Raw genomic sequence first — 18,048 nt, 5'->3', positions numbered from 1 at the left:
CGCTAGCCGCACTGTGAGCCGCAACTCTGCACGATGTGCATGTTCGCCTCTCGCGAATCAGCCTCTCATCAGGCATATTCTCAGGGCTCTCGCGACAGGTGCCGATACAGTGAACGCTCAACAAGGCATCAGCGATCACCACGCACCGATCACCACTGCATCACCCACCAGCAACGGATCCCCGGAGGACCCAATGGCTCACTCGAATCCCGGCTTCAGTCAGTCGCCGGCCTTTTCGAACAACGGCAATGACCTGAACAAGTGGCGTCAGGAGCAGAACGCCGGACTGTCGCTCGCGAAGGCCGACATGACGGCCGAGCAGCTCCAGGAGCTCTACAGCAAGCCCAGCGCGTCGCCCGATCAGACCGACCGCATGACCTACGAAGACACCATCGCGAAGACGTTCGGCGCGTTCGTCGTCCTTCTCGCCGGCGCCGCCGTCGGCTGGTGGGTTCCGCAGCTCATGCTCGTCGGCGCCATCGTCGGGTTCGTGCTCGCGATGGTCAACATCTTCAAGAAGAGGCCGTCCGCCGCGCTGGTCCTGGCCTACGCCGGCTTCGAGGGCATCTTCGTCGGCGGCATCTCGGCGATCTTCGAGTCGCGATGGGATGGCATCGTCATCCAGGCGGTCCTCGGCACGCTCGGCGTCTTTGCCGTGACGCTCGCCCTGTTCGCGTCGGGCAAGGTCCGCGCCTCCAAGCGCGCGACGCAGATCTTCCTGGTCGCCATCGTCGGCTACGCCGTCTTCTCGCTGATCAACTTCGTCCTGCAGCTGACCGGCGTCACCTCAGGCCAGTTCGGCCTGCGCTCGATCGAGTTCCTCGGGATTCCGCTCGGCTTCTGGATCGGCATCGTCGTGGTGCTGCTCGCCGCGTACTCGCTGGTGCTCGACTTCACGCAGATCAAGGTCGGCGTCGACAACGGCGCCCCGCGCATCTTCGGCTGGCAGGCCGCCTTCGGCCTCGTCGTCACGATCGTGTGGCTGTACACCGAGATCCTGCGCATGCTCGCGATCCTGCGCGGCAACAACTAGCCGTCGCTGAAGGGCCGCCCTCCTCCGGGAGGGCGGCCCTTTCGTGTGCCCGGGCGCGCGAGGTGGCCGTGCGCGTCGGCCTGCGCCCGGCAGGGCGACGGGCAGAGCCACTTCGCGGCACGCACGCCCCGCCCGAGGCGCGCGGGGACAGCCCCGGCCCGCGCGAGATGGCCGTGCGCGTCGGCGAACCGGGTCCGAGCCGACGGCCACGGCCATCTCGGCGCTCACGCTCTCGCCGATCTCGTGCGCCCCGCGGCGCCGCGATGGCGCGCCGCAAACTCGCGGCGCCCCCGCGACGAAATGGCCACGCCTGTCGTCCGGGTACGCCTCGCCGACGACGAGGGCCATCTCGCGCCGGGCACACCTGCCCCGACGACGAGAGCCATCTCGCGCCGGGCACGCCTGCCCCGACGACAAGGGCCACTTCGCGCCGGGCACGCGAACGCCGGCCCCGAACGCCGCCCCTAGCGCCGCGCGGCTACTCCCACTCGATGGTTCCCGGCGGCTTCGAGGTGACGTCGAGGACGACGCGATTGACCCCGGCCACCTCGTTCGTGATGCGGTTCGAGATGCGCGCGAGGACGTCGTACGGCAGGCGCGTCCAGTCGGCGGTCATGGCGTCTTCGGACGAGACGGGGCGGAGCACGATCGGGTGCCCGTAGGTGCGGCCGTCGCCCTGGACGCCGACGGAGCGGACGTCGGCGAGCAATACGACCGGGCACTGCCAGATCTCGCCGTCGAGACCGGCGGCGGTGAGCTCGGTGCGGGCGATCTTGTCGGCCTTGCGGAGCAGCTCGAGGCGGTCGTGCGTGACCTCGCCGACGATGCGGATGCCGAGGCCGGGGCCGGGGAAGGGCTGGCGGCCGACGATGACCTCGGGCAGGCCGAGCTCGCGGCCGATAGCGCGGACCTCGTCTTTGAAGAGCGTCCGAAGCGGCTCGACGAGCTCGAACTGCAGATCTTCGGGGAGGCCACCGACGTTGTGGTGGCTCTTGATGTTCGCGGTGCCGGTGCCGCCGCCCGACTCGACGACGTCGGGGTAGAGGGTGCCCTGCACCAGGAACTTGACCGGCTCGCCGTTGCCCGAGGCGTCGGACTCGAGGACGAGCGCCGTCGCGGCCTCCTCGAACGACCGGATGAACTCGCGGCCGATGATCTTGCGCTTCTGCTCGGGGTCGGTGACTCCGGCGAGGGCGTCGAGGAACTGGTCGCGGGCGTCGATAGTGACGAGGCGCACGTTGGTCGCGGCGACGTAGTCGTTCTCGACCTGCTCACGTTCGTCGGCACGGAGGAGACCGTGGTCGACGAAGATGCAGGTCAGCTGCTCGCCGACGGCCTTCTGCACGATGGCGGCCGCGACGGCGGAGTCGACGCCTCCCGACAGGCCGCAGATGACGCGCGACGAGCCGACCTGCTCCTGGATGCGGGCGACCTGCTCGGCGATGACGTTGCCGCTGTTCCAGTCGGCGGGGATGCCGGCAGCGCGGTGGAGGAAGTTCTCGAGCACGGCCTGGCCGTAGGTCGAGTGCTTGACCTCGGGGTGCCACTGCACTCCGTAGAGACGACGGGCGTCGGAGGCGAAGGCCGCGACCGGGGTCGAGGCGCTCGATGCGAGGACCTCGAAGCCCTCGGGTGCCTTCGAGACGGAGTCGCCGTGGCTCATCCAGGTGGTCTGCGATCCGGGCTGGCCGTCGAGCAGGGTCGACTCGGTGCCCGTGATGGTCACGTCGGTGGCGCCGTACTCGCGGTCGCCGGTCTGGGCGACCTCGCCGCCGAGGGCGACGGCCATGGCCTGGAATCCGTAGCAGATGCCGAGCACGGGGACGTCGAGATCGAGGATGCCGCCGTCGAGCGCCGGGGCGCCCTCTTCGTAGACGCTGGACGGCCCGCCGCTGAGCACGATGCCGACGGGGCTCTTCGCCGCGACCTCGGCCGCGGTGATGGTGTGCGGCACGATCTCGGAGTACACGCCGGCCTCGCGCACCCGGCGCGCGATCAGCTGGGCGTACTGGGCGCCGAAGTCGACGACGAGGACGGGCTTCTGGACTGTCTCCTCGCTCATGCGGCAGCCGCCTGAACCGAGGCGCGGTCGGCCTGCAGGTTCTCGTACTCGGACAGTGCGATCTGAGCCATGCGGCGCTCCACGAAGAAGGACATCAGGGGGACGACGCCGCCGAGGGCGATCAGGATGAACCGCGAGAACGGCCAGCGCATGATGCTCCAGAGGCGGAAGTCGGTGAACAGGTAGACGACGTACAGCCAGCCGTGGGCGATGAGGATGCCCAGCGAGAGATCGAATGCCCCGCCAGCGATCGTGCCGCGCGGCACGAAGAACCCGCGGGCATCGCCGATGGCCATCTCGGTCGCCAGCGGCGTGTACTTGATGACCATCTCGAAGACCAGCAGCAGCAACATCACGCCCGTCACGTAGGCGGAGATCTTGTACAGGCGCACCGCCCCCGGGATCTTGGGGATGTTGCGCGGGCGGGGCTTCAGGGGCATGGGGGCAAGTCTAATCGAGGTCGGTCCGGCGGCCGTCGGCGGGTGCCCCGGCGTCGAGAGAGGCTGCGGCGGCGGGGTCGGAGGCCGCGAGGAGTTCCTGCGCCTCTTCGATCTCGCGCTCGAATGCGTCGCGCACCAGACGGAACCAGAGGAAGATCGCGAAGCCCGCGAACACGGCCCACTCGACCGCGTAGAACAGGTTGAGCCAGTTGATCGTCGCCTTGTCGATCGGCGGCGGCGAGGAGATCGCGGTCAGGTCGCCGTAGGTCGTCGCCGAGACCACGTAGCCGTTGTAGACGTCGCCTGAGAAGTCGTTCCACTCGTTGATGAGCTCGGGCACCGAGAGCACCGTCGCCTCCCCCTGCTGGAATTTGCCGTCGTCGGCGGCTTCGCTCGGCAGGTACCGGCCGTCGAGAGAGATCGAGGTCGCAGGAACGTCGACCTCCGCCGCCCGGGCTCCCGCCGCGGTCGGGGCCCACCCCACCGCCACCGCCAGGGTCGCGTCGTTCGCCGAGTCGACGAATCGGCCGACCAGCCAGTAGCCCGTCTTGCCGTCGTTGAGGCGGCCGCTCAGCACGCGGAAGTCGCCCTGCTCGAACGCGCCGGTCGCCGATACCTTCTGGCCGGTGAGCCGGTCGAGGAAGTCGGTCTGCGGCTCGGTGATGTCGGAGAGCACCTTGCGGGTCTCGGAGCCGGTGTTGGCCGGCTTGAGGCTCTCGACGCTGCGGTCGAGCTGCCAGTGCCCGAGGAAGGCGAACAGCGCGGCCACCGCGAGCGCGAAGACGAGCGCGCCGATCCAGCGGGGTCGACGAGCGACCTCCCACATCGTGTCGGGAAGGGTCGCCTCTGTCGGGCCTGGCCTCACGTCGGTGTCGTGCATCAGTACTCGGGGTCTCTCTGTCGTACCGGATCGGGCTGCCGTGTCGCGCGCTGGTCGGACTGCTGCCCGGCCTGCTCTGCGGCGGCGTCGAACACGGGCTCGTCATCGGGCAGGAACTCGCCGTAGTCGTCGTAGGGGTCGTTCTGCGCCGCGGCCGTCTCCGGCTCGCGCACCCCGGGCCGAGCGTCGCCGCCCGACTCGATGCCGTCGGCCTCGTCGTCGCTGCCGACTCCGTCGGCGTCGTGCTCGTCGGACACGTCGCCGGCCAGCGCCGCTTCCATCAGGGCGATCCCCTCGGCGCCGCGCGGAGCGATGATGTCTCGGGGTTCGACCTCGCCGTCGCGACCGGCCTTCGCCGGGAGCTTCCGCGAACGCAAGAGTACGCCGCCGATCCTGGTGGAATTCGCCGCGAGCAACGGACCGATGACCGCCATCACCAGCACGTACAGGCCGGCGAAGGGCTGGATGCGGTCATCGAGCCCCGCGCCGAGCGACAGCGTGGCGAGAATCAGCGCGAACTCGCCGCGGTTGTGGAGGATCGCGGACGCGTTGATGCCCGCCTGCGGCCCCAGCTTGTTGATCCACGCCACGAACTGGCCCGCGCCGGCGTTCAGCACGATCGTCATCAGGACGGCTCCCGCGACGGGCCACACCACCTCGGGGAAGGTGCCCGGGTTGAGACTCAGACCGAAGTTCAGGAAGAAGAACGCGGCGAACACGTCGCGCATCGGCAGCGCGAAGGTCTCGATGCGGTTGCGGAACCGCGTGGCACCGCAGACGAGTCCGATGAGGAAGGCGCCGATCGCATCCGTGACGCCGAGGATCTCGCCGATGCCGGCGAACAGGACGGCCAGCCCGAAGAAGAGGACGGTGAAGAGCTCGTCGTCTTTGGTGCGCATGAGCCGTGAGACGTACTTGCCGCCCCACCGCGCGATCGTGAACATCACGATCAGGAACAGGAACGCGACCCCGAGCTTGCCGACGACCGGCAGCGGGTCGGTCTCGCCACTGAGGACGACGGAGACGATCGCGAGATAGATCGCGATGAAGATGTCTTCGACGACGGTGACGCCGAGGATCATCGGCGTCTCGCGGTTCGCCAGCCGGCCGAGCTCGATCAGGAGCTTCGTCACGATCGCGCTCGACGAGGTGGCCGTGATACCGGCGACGATCAGGGCTTCGCGACTGCCCCACCCGAGCCAGAAGCCGAACGCGAGCCCGACGACCATGTTGATGGCGATGTAGCTGCCGCCCGAGAGGACGAGACGGCCGACGTTGCCGAAGAACTCGTCTTGGTCGAACTCGAGCCCCAGGTTGAACAGCAGCAGGATGAGGCCGAAGATCGCGATGAGCTCGATCTTGTCGGAGTGGAAGTCGAGCGGGAACCAGCCGACGTGCGGGCTCGCGAGAAGGCCCACGAGCATGTAGATCGGGATGGTGGGAAGCCCGATGAGCTTGGCCAGCCTGCCGAGGACGTACGCCAGAAGAAGGAGTACGCCCAGTACGACGAGCTCTTCGCCAAGGTGCATCTACTAAGCCCCCGGCGGCGAGTCGATGGAGGCGACGGCCGCGGCGGCCGCTTTGACTCCGCCGCTCCGGTAGAACGAGAACGCCTTGGCGACCTTCTCGGGCGAGCCGGCGACGACGAGGGTGTCGCCCGGGAACACGCGGAAGTCGCCCGACGGGGCGGGGTTCGCGGTCTCGCCGCGGACGACGGCGACGACGGTCAGGCCGACGACGCCCTTCGCTGCCAGGTCGCCGAGCGGCTGGCCGGCGATGTGGTCGTCGTAGTCGACGGTGAACCAGTCGATGGTGAGGCCGGGCAGGGTCTCGAGGGCCGAGAGCGACTCGGTGATGCGCGTGCCGCCCAGCAGCTCGGCGAGCGTGTGGGCCTCGTCTTCGCTGAGGCGCAGCGACACCTTCGTCGCCGCGTCGCCGTCAGCGGCGTCGCTGAAGGTGATCAGGTCGCTGTGACCGGATCGATGGGTGATGACACCGCACTTGCCACCGTCGTCGGTGATGAAGGTGTGAAGGACTCCCACCCCGGGGAGTTTCACACGACGCACGTCAACCATCTGATGGTCTCCTGGAGCTCGGGGGCAGTCGTCTCAGCTTACCGTCGCGGAAATCGACGGAAGCCGGGCTGCGCCACTCCTGTGGATAACTCTCCAGGAGACGAACTACTTCCCTGCCGCGGACCCCGGCCGGAAGCCCACAGCGAACTCGGGCATGGCCCAGGAACTCGCAAGCGCAGCTACTGCTTGTGGTATGGCGCGACGACGACCCTCTGTCATCTCGCGCGCTGGAACTCCCGGCCGCTACTGCTTGTGGTACGGCGCGACAACGACCTCGACGCGCTGGAACTCCTTGAGATCGCTGTAGCCGGTCGTCGCCATCGAGCGACGCAGCGCGCCGATCAGGTTCGCCTGGCCGTCGGCGGTCGGCGCAGGCCCGAAGAGGATGTTCTCGAGGGTTCCGGTCGAGCCGACCTGGACGCGGCGGCCGCGGGGCAGCTCGGGGTGATGCGCCTCGGCGCCCCAGTGGTAGCCGCCGCCGGGCACGTCGGTGGCGCGGGCGAGCGCGGCGCCGAGCATGACGGCATCGGCTCCGACCGCGACGGCCTTGACGATGTCGCCGGACGTGCCGAGTCCGCCGTCGGCGATGACGTGGACGTAGCGCCCGCCCGACTCGTCGAGGTAGTCGCGGCGCGCGCCGGCGACGTCGGCGAGGGCCGTGGCCATGGGCGCGTGGATGCCCAGCGAGGTGCGGGTGGTCGACGCCGCGCCTCCGCCGAATCCGACGAGCACACCCGCCGCGCCGGTGCGCATGAGGTGCAGCGCCGCGGTGTAGGTCGAGGCCCCGCCGACGATGACGGGCACGTCGAGCTCGTAGATGAACTTCTTGAGGTTGAGCGGCTCGCTGCTCTTCGAGACGTGCTCGGCTGACACCGTGGTGCCGCGGATGACGAAGATGTCGACGCCGGCGTCGACGACCGTCTGGTAGAGGTCCTGGGTGCGCTGCGGGCTGAGCGCCCCGGCGACGGGCACGCCCGCAGCGCGGATCTGGGCGAGGCGCTCCGTCACGAGCTCCGGACGGATCGGAGCGGCGTAGATCTCCTGCATGCGGGCGGTGGCGACCTCGTCGGGCAGCTCGCGGATCTCCCGCAGGACGGCCTCGGGGTCGTCGTAGCGGGTCCACACGCCCTCGAGGTCGAGGACGCCAAGTCCGCCGAGCCGGCCGATGCGGATCGCCGTCTCGGGGCTGACGACGGAGTCCATCGGGGCCGCGATGATGGGCGTCTCGAACTGGAACGCGTCGATCGACCACCCGACGTTGACATCGCGCGGATCGCGCGTCCGCCTCGACGGGACGACCGCGATGTCGTCGAACGCATATGCCCTGCGCGCGCGCTTGGCGACGCCGATCTCTACCTCAGTCACGGCTCAACCCTAGCGGTCGCCCTCTGGCGGGGCCGGACGGCGGCCGCCGGAGTTCCTGCGACGGGCCCTCCGGAACGGCACGACCCCGCCTGCGGACAGGCGGGGTCGAACCGAAACGGCGGGGTCGAGGCGGAAGCGGCTAGCCGCGGTAGTTCGGCGCCTCGACGACCATCTGCAGGTCGTGAGGGTGGCTCTCTTTGAGGCCGGCGGCGGTGATGCGGACGAACTTGCCGCGCGCCTTCAGCTCGGGGACGGTGCGGCCGCCGACGTAGAACATCGACTGGCGCAGGCCGCCGGTGAGCTGGTAGACGACGCCGCCGAGAGCGCCGCGGTAGGGCACCTGGCCCTCGACGCCCTCGGGGATGAGCTTGTCGTCGCTGGGCACGTCGGCCTGGAAGTAGCGGTCTTTCGAGTACGACGTGTTCTTGCCGCGCGTCTGCATGGCGCCGAGCGAGCCCATGCCGCGGTAGTTCTTGAACTGCTTGCCGTTCACGAACACCAGGTCGCCGGGGCTCTCGTCGCAGCCGGCGAGGAGCGAGCCGAGCATGACCGTGTCGGCGCCGGCGACGAGCGCCTTGGCGATGTCGCCCGAGTACTGGAGGCCGCCGTCGGCGATCACCGGCACTCCGGCCTCGCGAGCGGCGCGCGACGCCTCGTAGACCGCCGTGACCTGGGGCACGCCGACGCCGGAGACGACGCGGGTGGTGCAGATCGAGCCGGGGCCCACGCCGACCTTGATGGCGTCGGCGCCCGCGTCGATGAGCGCCTGGGCACCGGAACGGGTCGCGACGTTGCCGCCGATGACGTCGATGTGGGCGAACGACGGATCGGCCTTGATGCGCTTGATCATGTCGAGCTCGCCGTAGCTCTCGCCGTTGGCCGTGTCGACGACGAGCACGTCGACCCCCGCGTCGCGGAGCGCCTGGGCGCGCTGCCAGGCATCGCCGAAGAAGCCGATGGCGGCTCCGACGCGAAGGCGGCCGGCGTCGTCTTTCGTGGCGTTCGGGTACTTCTCGGTCTTGTCGAAGTCCTTCACCGTGATGAGGCCGCGGAGCCTTCCGGCCTCGTCGACGAGGGGCAGCTTCTCGATCTTGTGCTGCGCGAAGATCGCGACGGCGGAGTCGGGGTCGACGCCCTCGGGGGCCGTGATGAGCGGGGCCTTGGTCATGACGTCGCGGACGAACGTCGTCGCCATCTCGAACTTCGAGACGAAGCGCATGTCGCGGTTGGTGATGATGCCGACGAGCGTGCCGTCGGGCTCGACCACGGGGAGGCCGGAGACGCGGAACTGGCCGCACAGGGCGTCGACGTCGGCGACCGTGGCGTCGGGCGTCGTCGTGACGGGGTTGGTGATCATGCCCGACTCGCTGCGCTTGACCTTGTCGACGTGCGCGGCCTGGTCGGCGATCGAGAGGTTTCGGTGGATGATGCCGAGACCGCCCTGACGCGCCATGGCGATGGCCATGCGCGACTCGGTGACGGTGTCCATCGCGGCGGAGAGCAGCGGGACGGCCACGCGGATCCGCTTCGTCAGCTGCGACGAGGTATCGGCCTCGGAGGGGATGACGTCGGTGTGCCCCGGCAGGAGCATGACGTCGTCGTACGTGAGTCCGATGAAACCGAAGGGGTCCGGCTGGTCCATGTGCCACCTTTTGAGTGAATGAAGCTGCGACTGATGGGGCCCGGTTTTCGCCTTCGATGACCGGTGATACATCTTAACCCGGCAGTCGGCGGATCATTCCCGCCCGTCGGGGCCGTCCTGGCGCGTGGCAGCCCTAGGAACCATTTAGACTCCTGTGTCTCGACCGTGTTTTCGCGGAAACACAGCCGACACATAGGGAAAGTACTGTCAACGACGACGGCGAGCCAGACCCTCGGGGAAATGTCCGACTGGGCCGTTCAGGAGGTTCTGTGATTCTCGTACCCACGAACACACCACCGCTTCGGAGCTCGCGCTCCGTGCGTGTCGGACGCCGGCATTCGCTGGTCGTGCTCGCATCGATGCTGATGCTGGGACTGCTGGCGACCATCGTCTCGCTCGCCTTTGCCCCCGGCGCGGCGAGCGCGGCGACGTCGTCCACCTGCACGGTGGACGCCACGACCGGCTGCATCCAGGGCACGCTCTTCACGAGCGACCGCAAGCCGGCCGAGGGCGTGACCATCACGGCGAAGCCCGACTCGGGCGACGCCCTCACCGGCACGTCGAACGCCGCGGGCAAGTGGGCCATCCCCGTCAAGACGGCGGGCACCTACACGGTGTCGCTGGACGAGTCCACGCTGCCGAGCGGCCAGTACCTCGCCAACGCCGCGACGAACGACCGCAAGGTGCAGGTCTCCCTCGGCTCGCAGGCCGGCACGCTGTTCCAGCTGTCGACCACCAAGGGCGCGACGATCGACAACAACAACTCGGGCAACGACTTCTCGTGGCAGCGCTTCGCGCAGCAGCTGATGTCGGGCATCCGCCTCGGCCTGCTGCTCGCCCTGGCCGCGATCGGCCTGTCGTTGGTCTACGGCACCACCGGCCTGCAGAGCTTCGCCCACGGCGAGCAGGTGACCCTCGGCGGCCTCCTGGCCTACACGTTCGCCAACGTGCTCGGGCTCAACCTCATCCTGGCGGCGATCATCACCGTGGTGATCTCGGCGGCCACCGGCTTCGCGCAGGACGCCTTCATCTGGAAGCCGCTCCGCAAGAAGGGCCTCAGCCTCACCCAGCTGATGATCGTCACGATCGGCCTCTCGATCGCGCTGCAGTACGCGTTCCAGTACTTCTACGGCGCCGCGACGGTGCGCATCCAGACGGCGAATCCCAAGGTCGTCACCATCGCCGGCGTGACCCTCACGGTCCAGTCGTACGTGGCGATGGGCATCTCGATCCTGGTCCTCGGCGGCGCGGCGTTCTTCCTGCTGCGCACCCGCACCGGACGCGCCACCCGCGCCGTGTCGGACAACCCCGCCCTCGCGGCCGCGTCGGGCATCGACGTCGACCGCATCATCCGCCTGGTCTGGACGGTGGCCGCGGGTCTCGCCGGCCTCTCGGGCGTGATGCTCGGCCTGGTGCTCAACGGCGTCAACTGGCAGACGGGGCTTCAGATCCTGCTGCTGATCTTCGCGGCGGTCACCCTCGGCGGCCTCGGCACCGCGTTCGGCGCCCTGGTCGGCTCGATGATCGTCGGCATCATCGTCGAGCTGACGAACCTCGTGCTCCCCGGCGACTTCAAGTACGCCACGGCGCTCTTCATCCTCATCATCATCCTGCTGTTCCGCCCGCAAGGCATCTTCGGCCGGCGCGAGCGAATCGGTTAAGGGAGACCACTCATGGATTACCTCGTTCAGCTCTTCCAGTCCCTCACGGTCCAGGCGCTCGCGCCGTCGACCGCGGCCTTCGCCATCGCGGCGATCGGCCTCAACGTGCACTTCGGCTTCGCCGGCCTGCTCAACATCGGCCAGGCGGCGTTCCTCCTGCTCGGCGCCTACGGCTTCGCCATCTCGATCGACCGCGGCCTGCCGCTCTTCGCCGCGGTGCTCGTCGCTCTCCTCTGCGCTCTCCTGTTCGCGTTCATCCTCGGCTTGCCGACGCTGAAGCTGAGAGGCGACTACCTGGCCATCGTGACGATCTCGGCGGCCGAGATCATCCGGATGGTCGGCCGGTCGAGCATCCTGACCGACCTCACCGGCGGCTCGAACGGCATCACCGGCAACACCTACAACGGCCCGTTCCAGGCGCTTTCGCCGCTGCCCGACGGCAGCACGCAGATCCTCTGGTTCGACTACGACAACAACGGCGTCAACGGCTGGTGGATCCGCATCGTCGGCTGGGGTCTCGTCGGCGTCTTCCTGCTGCTGATCTGGGCTCTGGCCCGCAGCCCGTGGGGCCGCCTGCTCAAGGGCATCCGCGAAGACGAGGACGCCGTGCGCAGCCTCGGCAAGAACGTCTACAGCTACAAGCTCCAGGCGCTCGTGCTCGGCGGCCTGATCGGCGCCGTGGCGGGCATCATCTACGTGCTGCCCTCGTCGGTCCAGCCCGACGGACTCGGCCGCTCGACGACGTTCTTCATCTACACGGCCCTCCTGCTGGGAGGTGCCGCCACGGTCTTCGGCCCGGTGCTCGGTGCGATCCTGTTCTTCGTCATGCGCCTGCTCATCCAGTCGCTCGCGCAGAGCTTCATCCCCGACAGCATCATGTCGACCCAGCAGACCGTGCAGTTCTCGTACGTCCTCGTGGGAGTAGCACTGATGTGCCTGATCATCTTCAGACCCCAGGGCATCCTGGGCAACAAGAAGGAGCTGTCGTTCAGTGTCTGAGACCACCGCAACCGGCACCCAGCCCGGATACGACTACGACCGCGTCGAGCTCCGCAAGAAGCTGGCGACCGTCGACAAGGCCCCCGGGTCGTCGAAGCCCGACTCGATCCTCACGGTCGACAACGTCGTCCGCCGCTTCGGCGGCATGACCGCCGTCGACGTGCAGCACGTCGAGGTCCAGCGCGGCGCGATCACCGCTCTCATCGGCCCCAACGGCGCCGGCAAGACGACGTTCTTCAACCTCCTCACCGGCTTCGACAAGCCCAACTCGGCACCGACCCTGACGAACCGGGGTGCAGGAACTGCGCGCTGGGTCTTCAACGGCCGAGCCATGGGCGCCGTCGGCGCCGCGAAGGTGGCCAAGAGCGGCATGGTCCGCACGTTCCAGCTGACGAAGGCGCTCTCGCGTCTGACGGTCATGCAGAACATGCTCCTCGGGGCGCGCGACCAGCCCGGCGAGAACTTCTTCGTCGCGATCGTCAAGCCGCTGTGGAAGGCCCGCGAGGCCGAGATCGAGGCCAAGGCCGCCGACCTGCTCAAGCGCTTCAAGCTGTACGAGAAGAAGGACGACTACGCCGGCAGCCTCTCCGGAGGCCAGCGCAAGCTGCTCGAGATGGCACGCGCGCTCATGAGCGACCCCGCCATGATCATGCTGGACGAGCCCATGGCCGGTGTGAACCCGGCGCTGACCCAGTCGCTGCTCGGTCACATCCAGAGCCTTCGCGACGAGGGAACGACGGTGCTGTTCGTCGAGCACGACATGCACATGGTGCGGCACATCTCGGACTGGGTGATCGTCATGGCCGAGGGCAGGATCGTCGCCGAGGGCCCCGCCGACACCGTCATGGACGACCAGGCCGTCATCGACGCGTACCTGGGCGCGCACCACGACACCGACCTGGGCGACGACTCGCTCCTCACCGATGAGTCGATCGAGGAGCTCGAGGCCGAGGTCAAAGAGGAAGACGCCGCGCGGGTCGAGACCGAGCACAACGAAGAGGGCAAGGCATGAGCATCGTCGACACCACCGTCCACAAGGGCACGGAGAAGTTCGCCGGCCAGGAGCCGATCATGCGCGCCGAGCACCTCGTCGCCGGCTACCTGCCGGGCGTGAATATCTTGAACGACTGCGACCTCGTCTGCTACCCGGGCGAGCTCATCGGCATCATCGGCCCGAACGGCGCCGGCAAGTCGACGCTGCTGAAGGCGCTGTTCGGCCTCGTGAAGATCCACTCCGGCAGCGTCACCCTCGGCGGCGAGGACATCACGAACCTCAAGGCCAACAAGCTCGTCCAGGCCGGGGTGGGCTTCGTGCCGCAGACGAACAACGTCTTCCCGTCGCTGACCATCCAGGAGAACCTCCAGATGGGCATGTTCCTGCGTCCGAAGAAGTTCGAGGAGCGCCTCGACGTCATCTTCGACCTGTTCCCCGTGCTCGCCGACCGCCGCGACCAGCGCGCCGGCTCGCTCTCGGGCGGCGAGCGCCAGAGCGTGGCCATGGCCCGCGCCCTGATGATGGACCCGAAGGTGCTCCTCCTCGACGAGCCCAGCGCCGGCCTCTCGCCGGTCCGCCAGGACGAGACGTTCATCCGCACCCGCCGCATCAACAAGGCCGGCGTCTCCGTCATCATGGTCGAGCAGAATGCCCGCCGCTGCCTCCAGATCTGCGATCGGGGCTACGTGCTCGACCAGGGCCGGAACGCGTACTCCGGCACGGGCCACGAGCTTGCCGACGACCCCAAGGTCATCGAGCTCTACCTCGGCACCCTCGCCAAGGACGTCGACGGCAAGTGACCTCAGGCAGGTCCTGTGTCGTTCTCAAGGCGCAGCGCCACGTTTTCGCCCCGGAGACATGGCTCCGCCGTAGTCTCCGGGGCTTTGCCTTGCCTCTCACGCACCCGAGCCCACTCGCGAGCTAGCGTGACCTGCTGCCATCCGCTTCGCGTCCGGCGGCCCGCGCGGCGAGCACGCCACCCGTGACAGTACCGCCGAGCAGCGCCAGTATGGCGCGAAGCGGAGCTCAGCGGGGGGCGACTGCGGCGGCGAGCGCCTCGGCCCAGACCTCGTGCAGGGTCTTCCACGAGAACAGCCTGTTGACGTACATGTCGCCCAGCCTCCAGGTCGGGAACGGCACGAAGACCATCCCGGGCGTCGACGCGGCGACCTCCTGGCTGACGGCGTTGAGCCGCTCGACCTGCCGGTCGATGATGCGGCGCACGGCCGGGCGGATCGCCCGGAAGTCCGACAGCGGCGGGATGCCCGAGACCACGATCCGGACCGCGCGGAACTGCGACTCCGACCGGATCCGCTCGGCGACCACCCGGAGGTCTGCCGCCCACTTCTCGGAGCGCGTAGCCAGGAGCACGTCGGGGATCCCCAGCATCAGGAACGCGATCTCGACGCCGTCGGCCCCGTAGCGCGTACGCGCGGCGAGCTGTGCCATCGTGAGGTCGGTCTGACTGATCATCGTCAGTTGCGCGCCGCGATCGCTGGCGGCGGCGATGCCGTACGACGCCTGCGCGGCGACGGTCAGTCCGTGGCTGAGCACGCCGTGTCCGGCCACGGCGATGTCGCCGGCGAAGAGCAGACCCTGAGGGTCGACGCCCTCGATCTGAGTCACGGGAGCGTCACGCGGGTAGAGATTGCGCCGGACCTCGACCCGGTACAGGGCGAAGGAGATCGCCAGCAGGGGTCTGGCGAGCAGGAGGAGGGCTTCTGTCGTCGCGCGACGCCGCTGGGTCGGCGCTGGGGGAAGCGCCCCGGGCTGCGGTGTCATCACGTCAATCGTGGCATGACAAGAGGCTCTTCGACCCCAACGACTGTCCCCAATATGGAGGACTTCTCGACGACGTGAAAAGGCCCGGCAGGAGAGTTCCTGCCGGGCCTCTTCGAGGTGGGGACTGACTACTTCACGTCACCCTGGATGCTGCTCTGGTACACCGGCTTGTTGTTCTTGTCGTACTTGTAGATGCCGATGTAGGCGCTCGACGGGTCGTTGTTCGTGTTGAACGGACCGATGCCGGAGGGACCCGTGTACTGGATGTCCTTGCCCGCGTCGAGGAGGGTCTTGCAGTCGGCGTACGACGTGCACTTCGTGCCGCCGTCAGCACCGGAGACCGCTGCCATCTTGGACTGGATCGTCGGAGCATCCGTGCCCTTGCCGGCCTCGGCCGCGAGAGCGGTCAGGGTGATGGCGTCGTAGGACTCGGCGGCGTACGAGTAGTCGGCGAGCGTCTTGCCGTTGTTCGACTTGTACCAGGCGCTCAGGCGCTTCTTGAGGTCGTCGTTGGGCTGAGCACCGGGAATGGTGCCCTGGCCGCCGTTGAGCGTCCCCGCCTCGAAGTCCTTCGAGTAGTCGGCCGTGTTGCCGTCAGACATGTACGTGTCTTTGAGGTCGTAGTTCTGGGCGACGAGCTCGGGGACGATCGACTTGGTCTCGTCGAACGCGAGGATCACGATCGCGTCGGGCTTGGTGGCGAGAGCCGCGGTCACCTCGGTCGAGAACGTGGTCTGGCCGGGAGGGAACTCCTGGCTCTTGCCGGTGCCGCCGTAGACGACCGAGCCGCCGGCAGCCTCGATGGCCTTCTGCGTCGAGTCGCGGAGGCCGGTGCCGTACGAGTCGTTGAAGACCAGGAAGGCGACCTTGGCGTGACCGTCGTTGACGACGAGCTGACCGAGCGCCGAGCCCTGAACGGAGTCCGGCGGAGCGGTGCGGTAGTAGTACGACGAGTAGCCCGAGAGCGACGACGCCGTGTTGGCCGGCGAGATCTCGATGGTGCAGCTCGAGGTGATCTGGTCGATGACGTTCAGCGTGACGCTCGACGACTCGGCGCCGAGGACGACGGAGACCTTGGCGGCCTTCAGCTTCGCCGCGGCCGCGGTGGACACCGTGAGGTCGCTGGAGTCGCCCGAGTCGGTGGCGGTCGAGATCGAGGCGTCCTTGCCGAGGACGCCGCCGGCCTTGTTGATGTCGTCGAGGGCCAGGCCTGCACCCGCGATAGCGGGCGGGCCGAGGTACGCGAGGGATCCCGTGAGCGGCAGCATCGTGCCGATCTTGAGGGCGTCAGTGCTGGGCGTGCCCGGCTTGCAGGCCGCTGCCGGGTCGGCCTTCTTCGTCGACGTCGACGAAGCAGAGGTCGAAGCGGAGGGGGTGCTCGTGGAGGAGCAGCCGACCAGGGCGACAGAGACTGCCCCCATGATCGCTAGCGCCTTCACGGCTGTGGTGGATCTGATCATCCGTGAACCCTTTCTTGACGGTGGTGATGCGGCGGCACGATGGCGTGCAGCCCAACCGTGTGAATGGGTTAGAACCTATGCGGCGATTGTTTCGCGTGTGTGTTGCCGGGGTCACCTTGGGGTTTCGTTAGCAATTCGTGATGTGGTGACTGGGAGTCGTCGAGCCCCCGACACCCGCTCGCGGCGTCCCGACGAGACCGCGTGGATGCTCAGGATCACGAGCGCGACCCAGATGAGGGCGAAGCCGACCCAGCGCGACGTGGTCATCGGCTCGTGGAGCACGACGACGCCGACGACGAGCTGCAGGATCGGCGCGATGTACTGGGTGAGTCCCAGCGTCGACAGCGGGAGACGGCGGGCGGCCGAGGCGAAGAGGAGCAGGGGTACGGCGGTGATCACGCCCGTGCCGACGACGGCCACGACGTGCCCCGTGCCGCTGCTGCCGAACGCGAGACCCGAGGTCGCACCGACGACGACGAGCGCGATGCCGGCGGGGATGGCGACGGCCAGGGTCTCGATGGTCAGGCCGCTGACCGCGTCGACCCGGCCGCCGACGCGCTTCTTGATCAGGCCGTAGAAGCCGAACGAGAACGCCAGCACCAGCGAGATCCACGGGAACGACCCGTAGCCGATCGCGATCACGAGAATCGCGACGACGCTGACGCCCACCGCCACCCACTGCAGCGGCTTGAGCTTCTCGCGCAGCACGAAGACGCCGAGCAGCACTGTCACGAGCGGGTTGATGAAGTACCCGAGGGCGGCCTCGACCACGTGGCCGGTGAGAGTGGCGAAGATGAACGTGGTCCAGTTGACGACGATGAACGCCCCCGCAAGTGCGAGCGTGCCGGTGATCGTCCGGTCGCGTGCCAGGGCCGCGAAGCGGCCGAACGAGCGGGTCACGGCAAGCAGGATCGCGCAGAACACCAGCGACCAGAGGATGCGGAAGGCGACGATCTCGATCGCACCCGAGGGGCGCAGCAGGAGGAAGTAGACCGGGAGGACGCCCCAGAGACCGTAGGCCGCCACGGCGTAGAGGAGGCCGGCGCGAGGGGTGTCTGTCTGGGTCACCTCGAAAGACTATCCGCGGCCGCCGACACCGGGGCGGCTCGTGACCGCCAGCGTGCGCGCACAAACTGCCACGTCGCGTTCCTGGATGACCGTCCACACAGAAGAACCCCGCCTCCGAGGAGGCGGGGTTCTTCGTGAACGTCGTCGTTACTTGACGATGACCGCGAGCACGTCGCGAGCGGAGAGGACCAGCAGGTCTTCGCCCGAGTACTTGACCTCGGTTCCGCCGTACTTCGAGTAGATGACCTTGTCGCCGACGGCGACGTCGAGCGGGACGCGGTTGCCGTTGTCGTCGATGCGGCCGGGGCCCACGGCGACGACCTCGCCCTCCTGGGGCTTCTCCTTGGCGGTGTCCGGGATCACGAGACCGGAGGCAGTGGTCTGCTCGGCCTCGACCTGACGGATGACGATGCGATCTTCGAGCGGCTTGATGTTGACCGACACGGTTGACCTCTTCTTTCTCACGAGCTGCGACGGTGTTGCTAAGAACAGAGATTGTGTTGTTGGCACTTCACGCGGGTGAGTGCCAGTTCAACTGTAGGGCGTGGCTGGCACTCGGTCAATCCGAGTGCTAGCAGTGGCACGAT

16 protein-coding genes are annotated in these 18,048 nt (G+C 68.2%); 5 read left to right on the top strand and 11 right to left on the bottom strand.

Annotated elements, in window-relative coordinates; translation table 11 throughout:
• Positions 1-193 precede the first annotated feature (193 nt).
• Positions 194-1,033: a Bax inhibitor-1/YccA family protein gene (locus tag EDF46_RS14425; protein WP_123506988.1), complete on the top strand. Its 840-nt coding sequence runs from the start codon at positions 194-196 to the stop codon at positions 1,031-1,033.
• A 478-nt stretch (positions 1,034-1,511) separates the two neighbouring features.
• Here EDF46_RS14425 and guaA read toward each other — a convergent pair whose 3' ends face one another.
• The 7 genes from guaA to guaB form a co-directional block, all read right to left on the bottom strand.
• Positions 1,512-3,095 carry a glutamine-hydrolyzing GMP synthase gene (guaA, locus tag EDF46_RS14420; protein WP_123506987.1) on the bottom strand — a complete coding sequence of 528 codons (1,584 nt, stop codon included), beginning with the start codon at positions 3,093-3,095 and terminating at the stop codon, positions 1,512-1,514.
• Positions 3,092-3,535 carry a DUF3817 domain-containing protein gene (locus EDF46_RS14415; RefSeq protein ID WP_123506986.1) on the bottom strand — a complete coding sequence of 148 codons (444 nt, stop codon included), beginning with the start codon at positions 3,533-3,535 and terminating at the stop codon, positions 3,092-3,094. The genes guaA and EDF46_RS14415 overlap by 4 nt, the downstream gene beginning before the upstream one ends.
• A gap of 10 nt (positions 3,536-3,545) precedes the next feature.
• Positions 3,546-4,415, bottom strand: a complete 870-nt coding sequence (locus EDF46_RS14410; RefSeq protein ID WP_123506985.1) for an SURF1 family cytochrome oxidase biogenesis protein — start codon at positions 4,413-4,415, stop codon at positions 3,546-3,548.
• Positions 4,415-5,944: a cation:proton antiporter gene (locus EDF46_RS14405; protein WP_123506984.1), complete on the bottom strand. Its 1,530-nt coding sequence runs from the start codon at positions 5,942-5,944 to the stop codon at positions 4,415-4,417. The genes EDF46_RS14410 and EDF46_RS14405 overlap by 1 nt, the downstream gene beginning before the upstream one ends.
• Positions 5,945-5,947: 3 nt before the next feature.
• Positions 5,948-6,457, bottom strand: a complete 510-nt coding sequence (locus EDF46_RS14400; protein ID WP_233580046.1) for a cation:proton antiporter regulatory subunit — start codon at positions 6,455-6,457, stop codon at positions 5,948-5,950.
• A gap of 276 nt (positions 6,458-6,733) precedes the next feature.
• Positions 6,734-7,855: a GuaB3 family IMP dehydrogenase-related protein gene (locus EDF46_RS14395; RefSeq protein WP_123506982.1), complete on the bottom strand. Its 1,122-nt coding sequence runs from the start codon at positions 7,853-7,855 to the stop codon at positions 6,734-6,736.
• 139 nt (positions 7,856-7,994) lie between these two features.
• Entirely contained in the window at positions 7,995-9,497 is a 1,503-nt protein-coding gene (gene guaB, locus EDF46_RS14390; RefSeq protein ID WP_123506981.1) for an IMP dehydrogenase, read from the bottom strand.
• 359 nt (positions 9,498-9,856) lie between these two features.
• Between guaB and EDF46_RS14385 the strand changes: the two genes are divergently transcribed.
• Genes EDF46_RS14385 through EDF46_RS14370 form a run of 4 tightly spaced genes read left to right on the top strand, consistent with a single transcriptional unit; the run spans position 9,857 to position 13,951 of the window.
• Positions 9,857-11,158, top strand: a complete 1,302-nt coding sequence (locus EDF46_RS14385) for a branched-chain amino acid ABC transporter permease (protein ID WP_370454112.1) — start codon at positions 9,857-9,859, stop codon at positions 11,156-11,158.
• A gap of 12 nt (positions 11,159-11,170) precedes the next feature.
• On the top strand, positions 11,171-12,157 hold the full coding sequence (locus tag EDF46_RS14380; protein WP_123506980.1) for a branched-chain amino acid ABC transporter permease: 987 nt from the start codon (positions 11,171-11,173) through the stop codon (positions 12,155-12,157).
• Positions 12,150-13,169 carry an ABC transporter ATP-binding protein gene (locus tag EDF46_RS14375; protein ID WP_123506979.1) on the top strand — a complete coding sequence of 340 codons (1,020 nt, stop codon included), beginning with the start codon at positions 12,150-12,152 and terminating at the stop codon, positions 13,167-13,169. The genes EDF46_RS14380 and EDF46_RS14375 overlap by 8 nt, the downstream gene beginning before the upstream one ends.
• 59 nt (positions 13,170-13,228) lie before the next feature.
• Complete coding sequence (locus EDF46_RS14370; protein WP_370454121.1) at positions 13,229-13,951, top strand: ABC transporter ATP-binding protein; 723 nt, start codon at positions 13,229-13,231, stop codon at positions 13,949-13,951.
• Positions 13,952-14,177: 226 nt separating this feature from the next.
• On the opposite strand, the gene EDF46_RS14365 is transcribed toward EDF46_RS14370, so the two are convergent.
• From EDF46_RS14365 to groES, 4 genes are all read right to left on the bottom strand, one after another.
• The gene (locus EDF46_RS14365) at positions 14,178-14,933 is read right to left on the bottom strand and encodes a hypothetical protein (RefSeq protein ID WP_123506977.1); all 756 of its coding nucleotides are present in this window, start codon (positions 14,931-14,933) and stop codon (positions 14,178-14,180) included.
• Positions 14,934-15,061: 128 nt separating this feature from the next.
• On the bottom strand, positions 15,062-16,393 hold the full coding sequence (locus EDF46_RS14360; protein ID WP_123506976.1) for an ABC transporter substrate-binding protein: 1,332 nt from the start codon (positions 16,391-16,393) through the stop codon (positions 15,062-15,064).
• A gap of 111 nt (positions 16,394-16,504) precedes the next feature.
• Entirely contained in the window at positions 16,505-17,461 is a 957-nt protein-coding gene (gene rarD, locus EDF46_RS14355) for an EamA family transporter RarD (RefSeq protein WP_123506975.1), read from the bottom strand.
• Positions 17,462-17,608: 147 nt separating this feature from the next.
• A complete protein-coding gene (gene groES, locus EDF46_RS14350) occupies positions 17,609-17,905 on the bottom strand; it encodes a co-chaperone GroES (protein WP_123506974.1) in 297 nt (98 codons plus the stop codon).
• Between the last annotated feature and the right edge of the window lie 143 nt (positions 17,906-18,048).

Source organism: Frondihabitans sp. PhB188 (assembly GCF_003752365.1).
In the GTDB taxonomy this organism is placed as follows: domain Bacteria; phylum Actinomycetota; class Actinomycetes; order Actinomycetales; family Microbacteriaceae; genus Frondihabitans.
The sequence above is the reverse complement of the archived record's forward strand: the minus strand, read 5'-3'. Positions and strand labels throughout refer to the sequence as shown.

Coding starts and splice junctions, on each gene's coding strand:
- EDF46_RS14425 (WP_123506988.1), top strand. CDS start 194: ATGGCTCACTCGAATCCCGGCTTCAGTCAGTCGCCGGCCTTTTCGAAC.
- guaA (WP_123506987.1), bottom strand. CDS start 3,095: ATGAGCGAGGAGACAGTCCAGAAGCCCGTCCTCGTCGTCGACTTCGGC.
- EDF46_RS14415 (WP_123506986.1), bottom strand. CDS start 3,535: ATGCCCCTGAAGCCCCGCCCGCGCAACATCCCCAAGATCCCGGGGGCG.
- EDF46_RS14410 (WP_123506985.1), bottom strand. CDS start 4,415: ATGCACGACACCGACGTGAGGCCAGGCCCGACAGAGGCGACCCTTCCC.
- EDF46_RS14405 (WP_123506984.1), bottom strand. CDS start 5,944: ATGCACCTTGGCGAAGAGCTCGTCGTACTGGGCGTACTCCTTCTTCTG.
- guaB (WP_123506981.1), bottom strand. CDS start 9,497: ATGGACCAGCCGGACCCCTTCGGTTTCATCGGACTCACGTACGACGAC.
- EDF46_RS14385 (WP_370454112.1), top strand. CDS start 9,857: ATGCTGATGCTGGGACTGCTGGCGACCATCGTCTCGCTCGCCTTTGCC.
- EDF46_RS14380 (WP_123506980.1), top strand. CDS start 11,171: ATGGATTACCTCGTTCAGCTCTTCCAGTCCCTCACGGTCCAGGCGCTC.
- EDF46_RS14370 (WP_370454121.1), top strand. CDS start 13,229: ATGCGCGCCGAGCACCTCGTCGCCGGCTACCTGCCGGGCGTGAATATC.
- EDF46_RS14365 (WP_123506977.1), bottom strand. CDS start 14,933: ATGACACCGCAGCCCGGGGCGCTTCCCCCAGCGCCGACCCAGCGGCGT.
- EDF46_RS14360 (WP_123506976.1), bottom strand. CDS start 16,393: ATGATCAGATCCACCACAGCCGTGAAGGCGCTAGCGATCATGGGGGCA.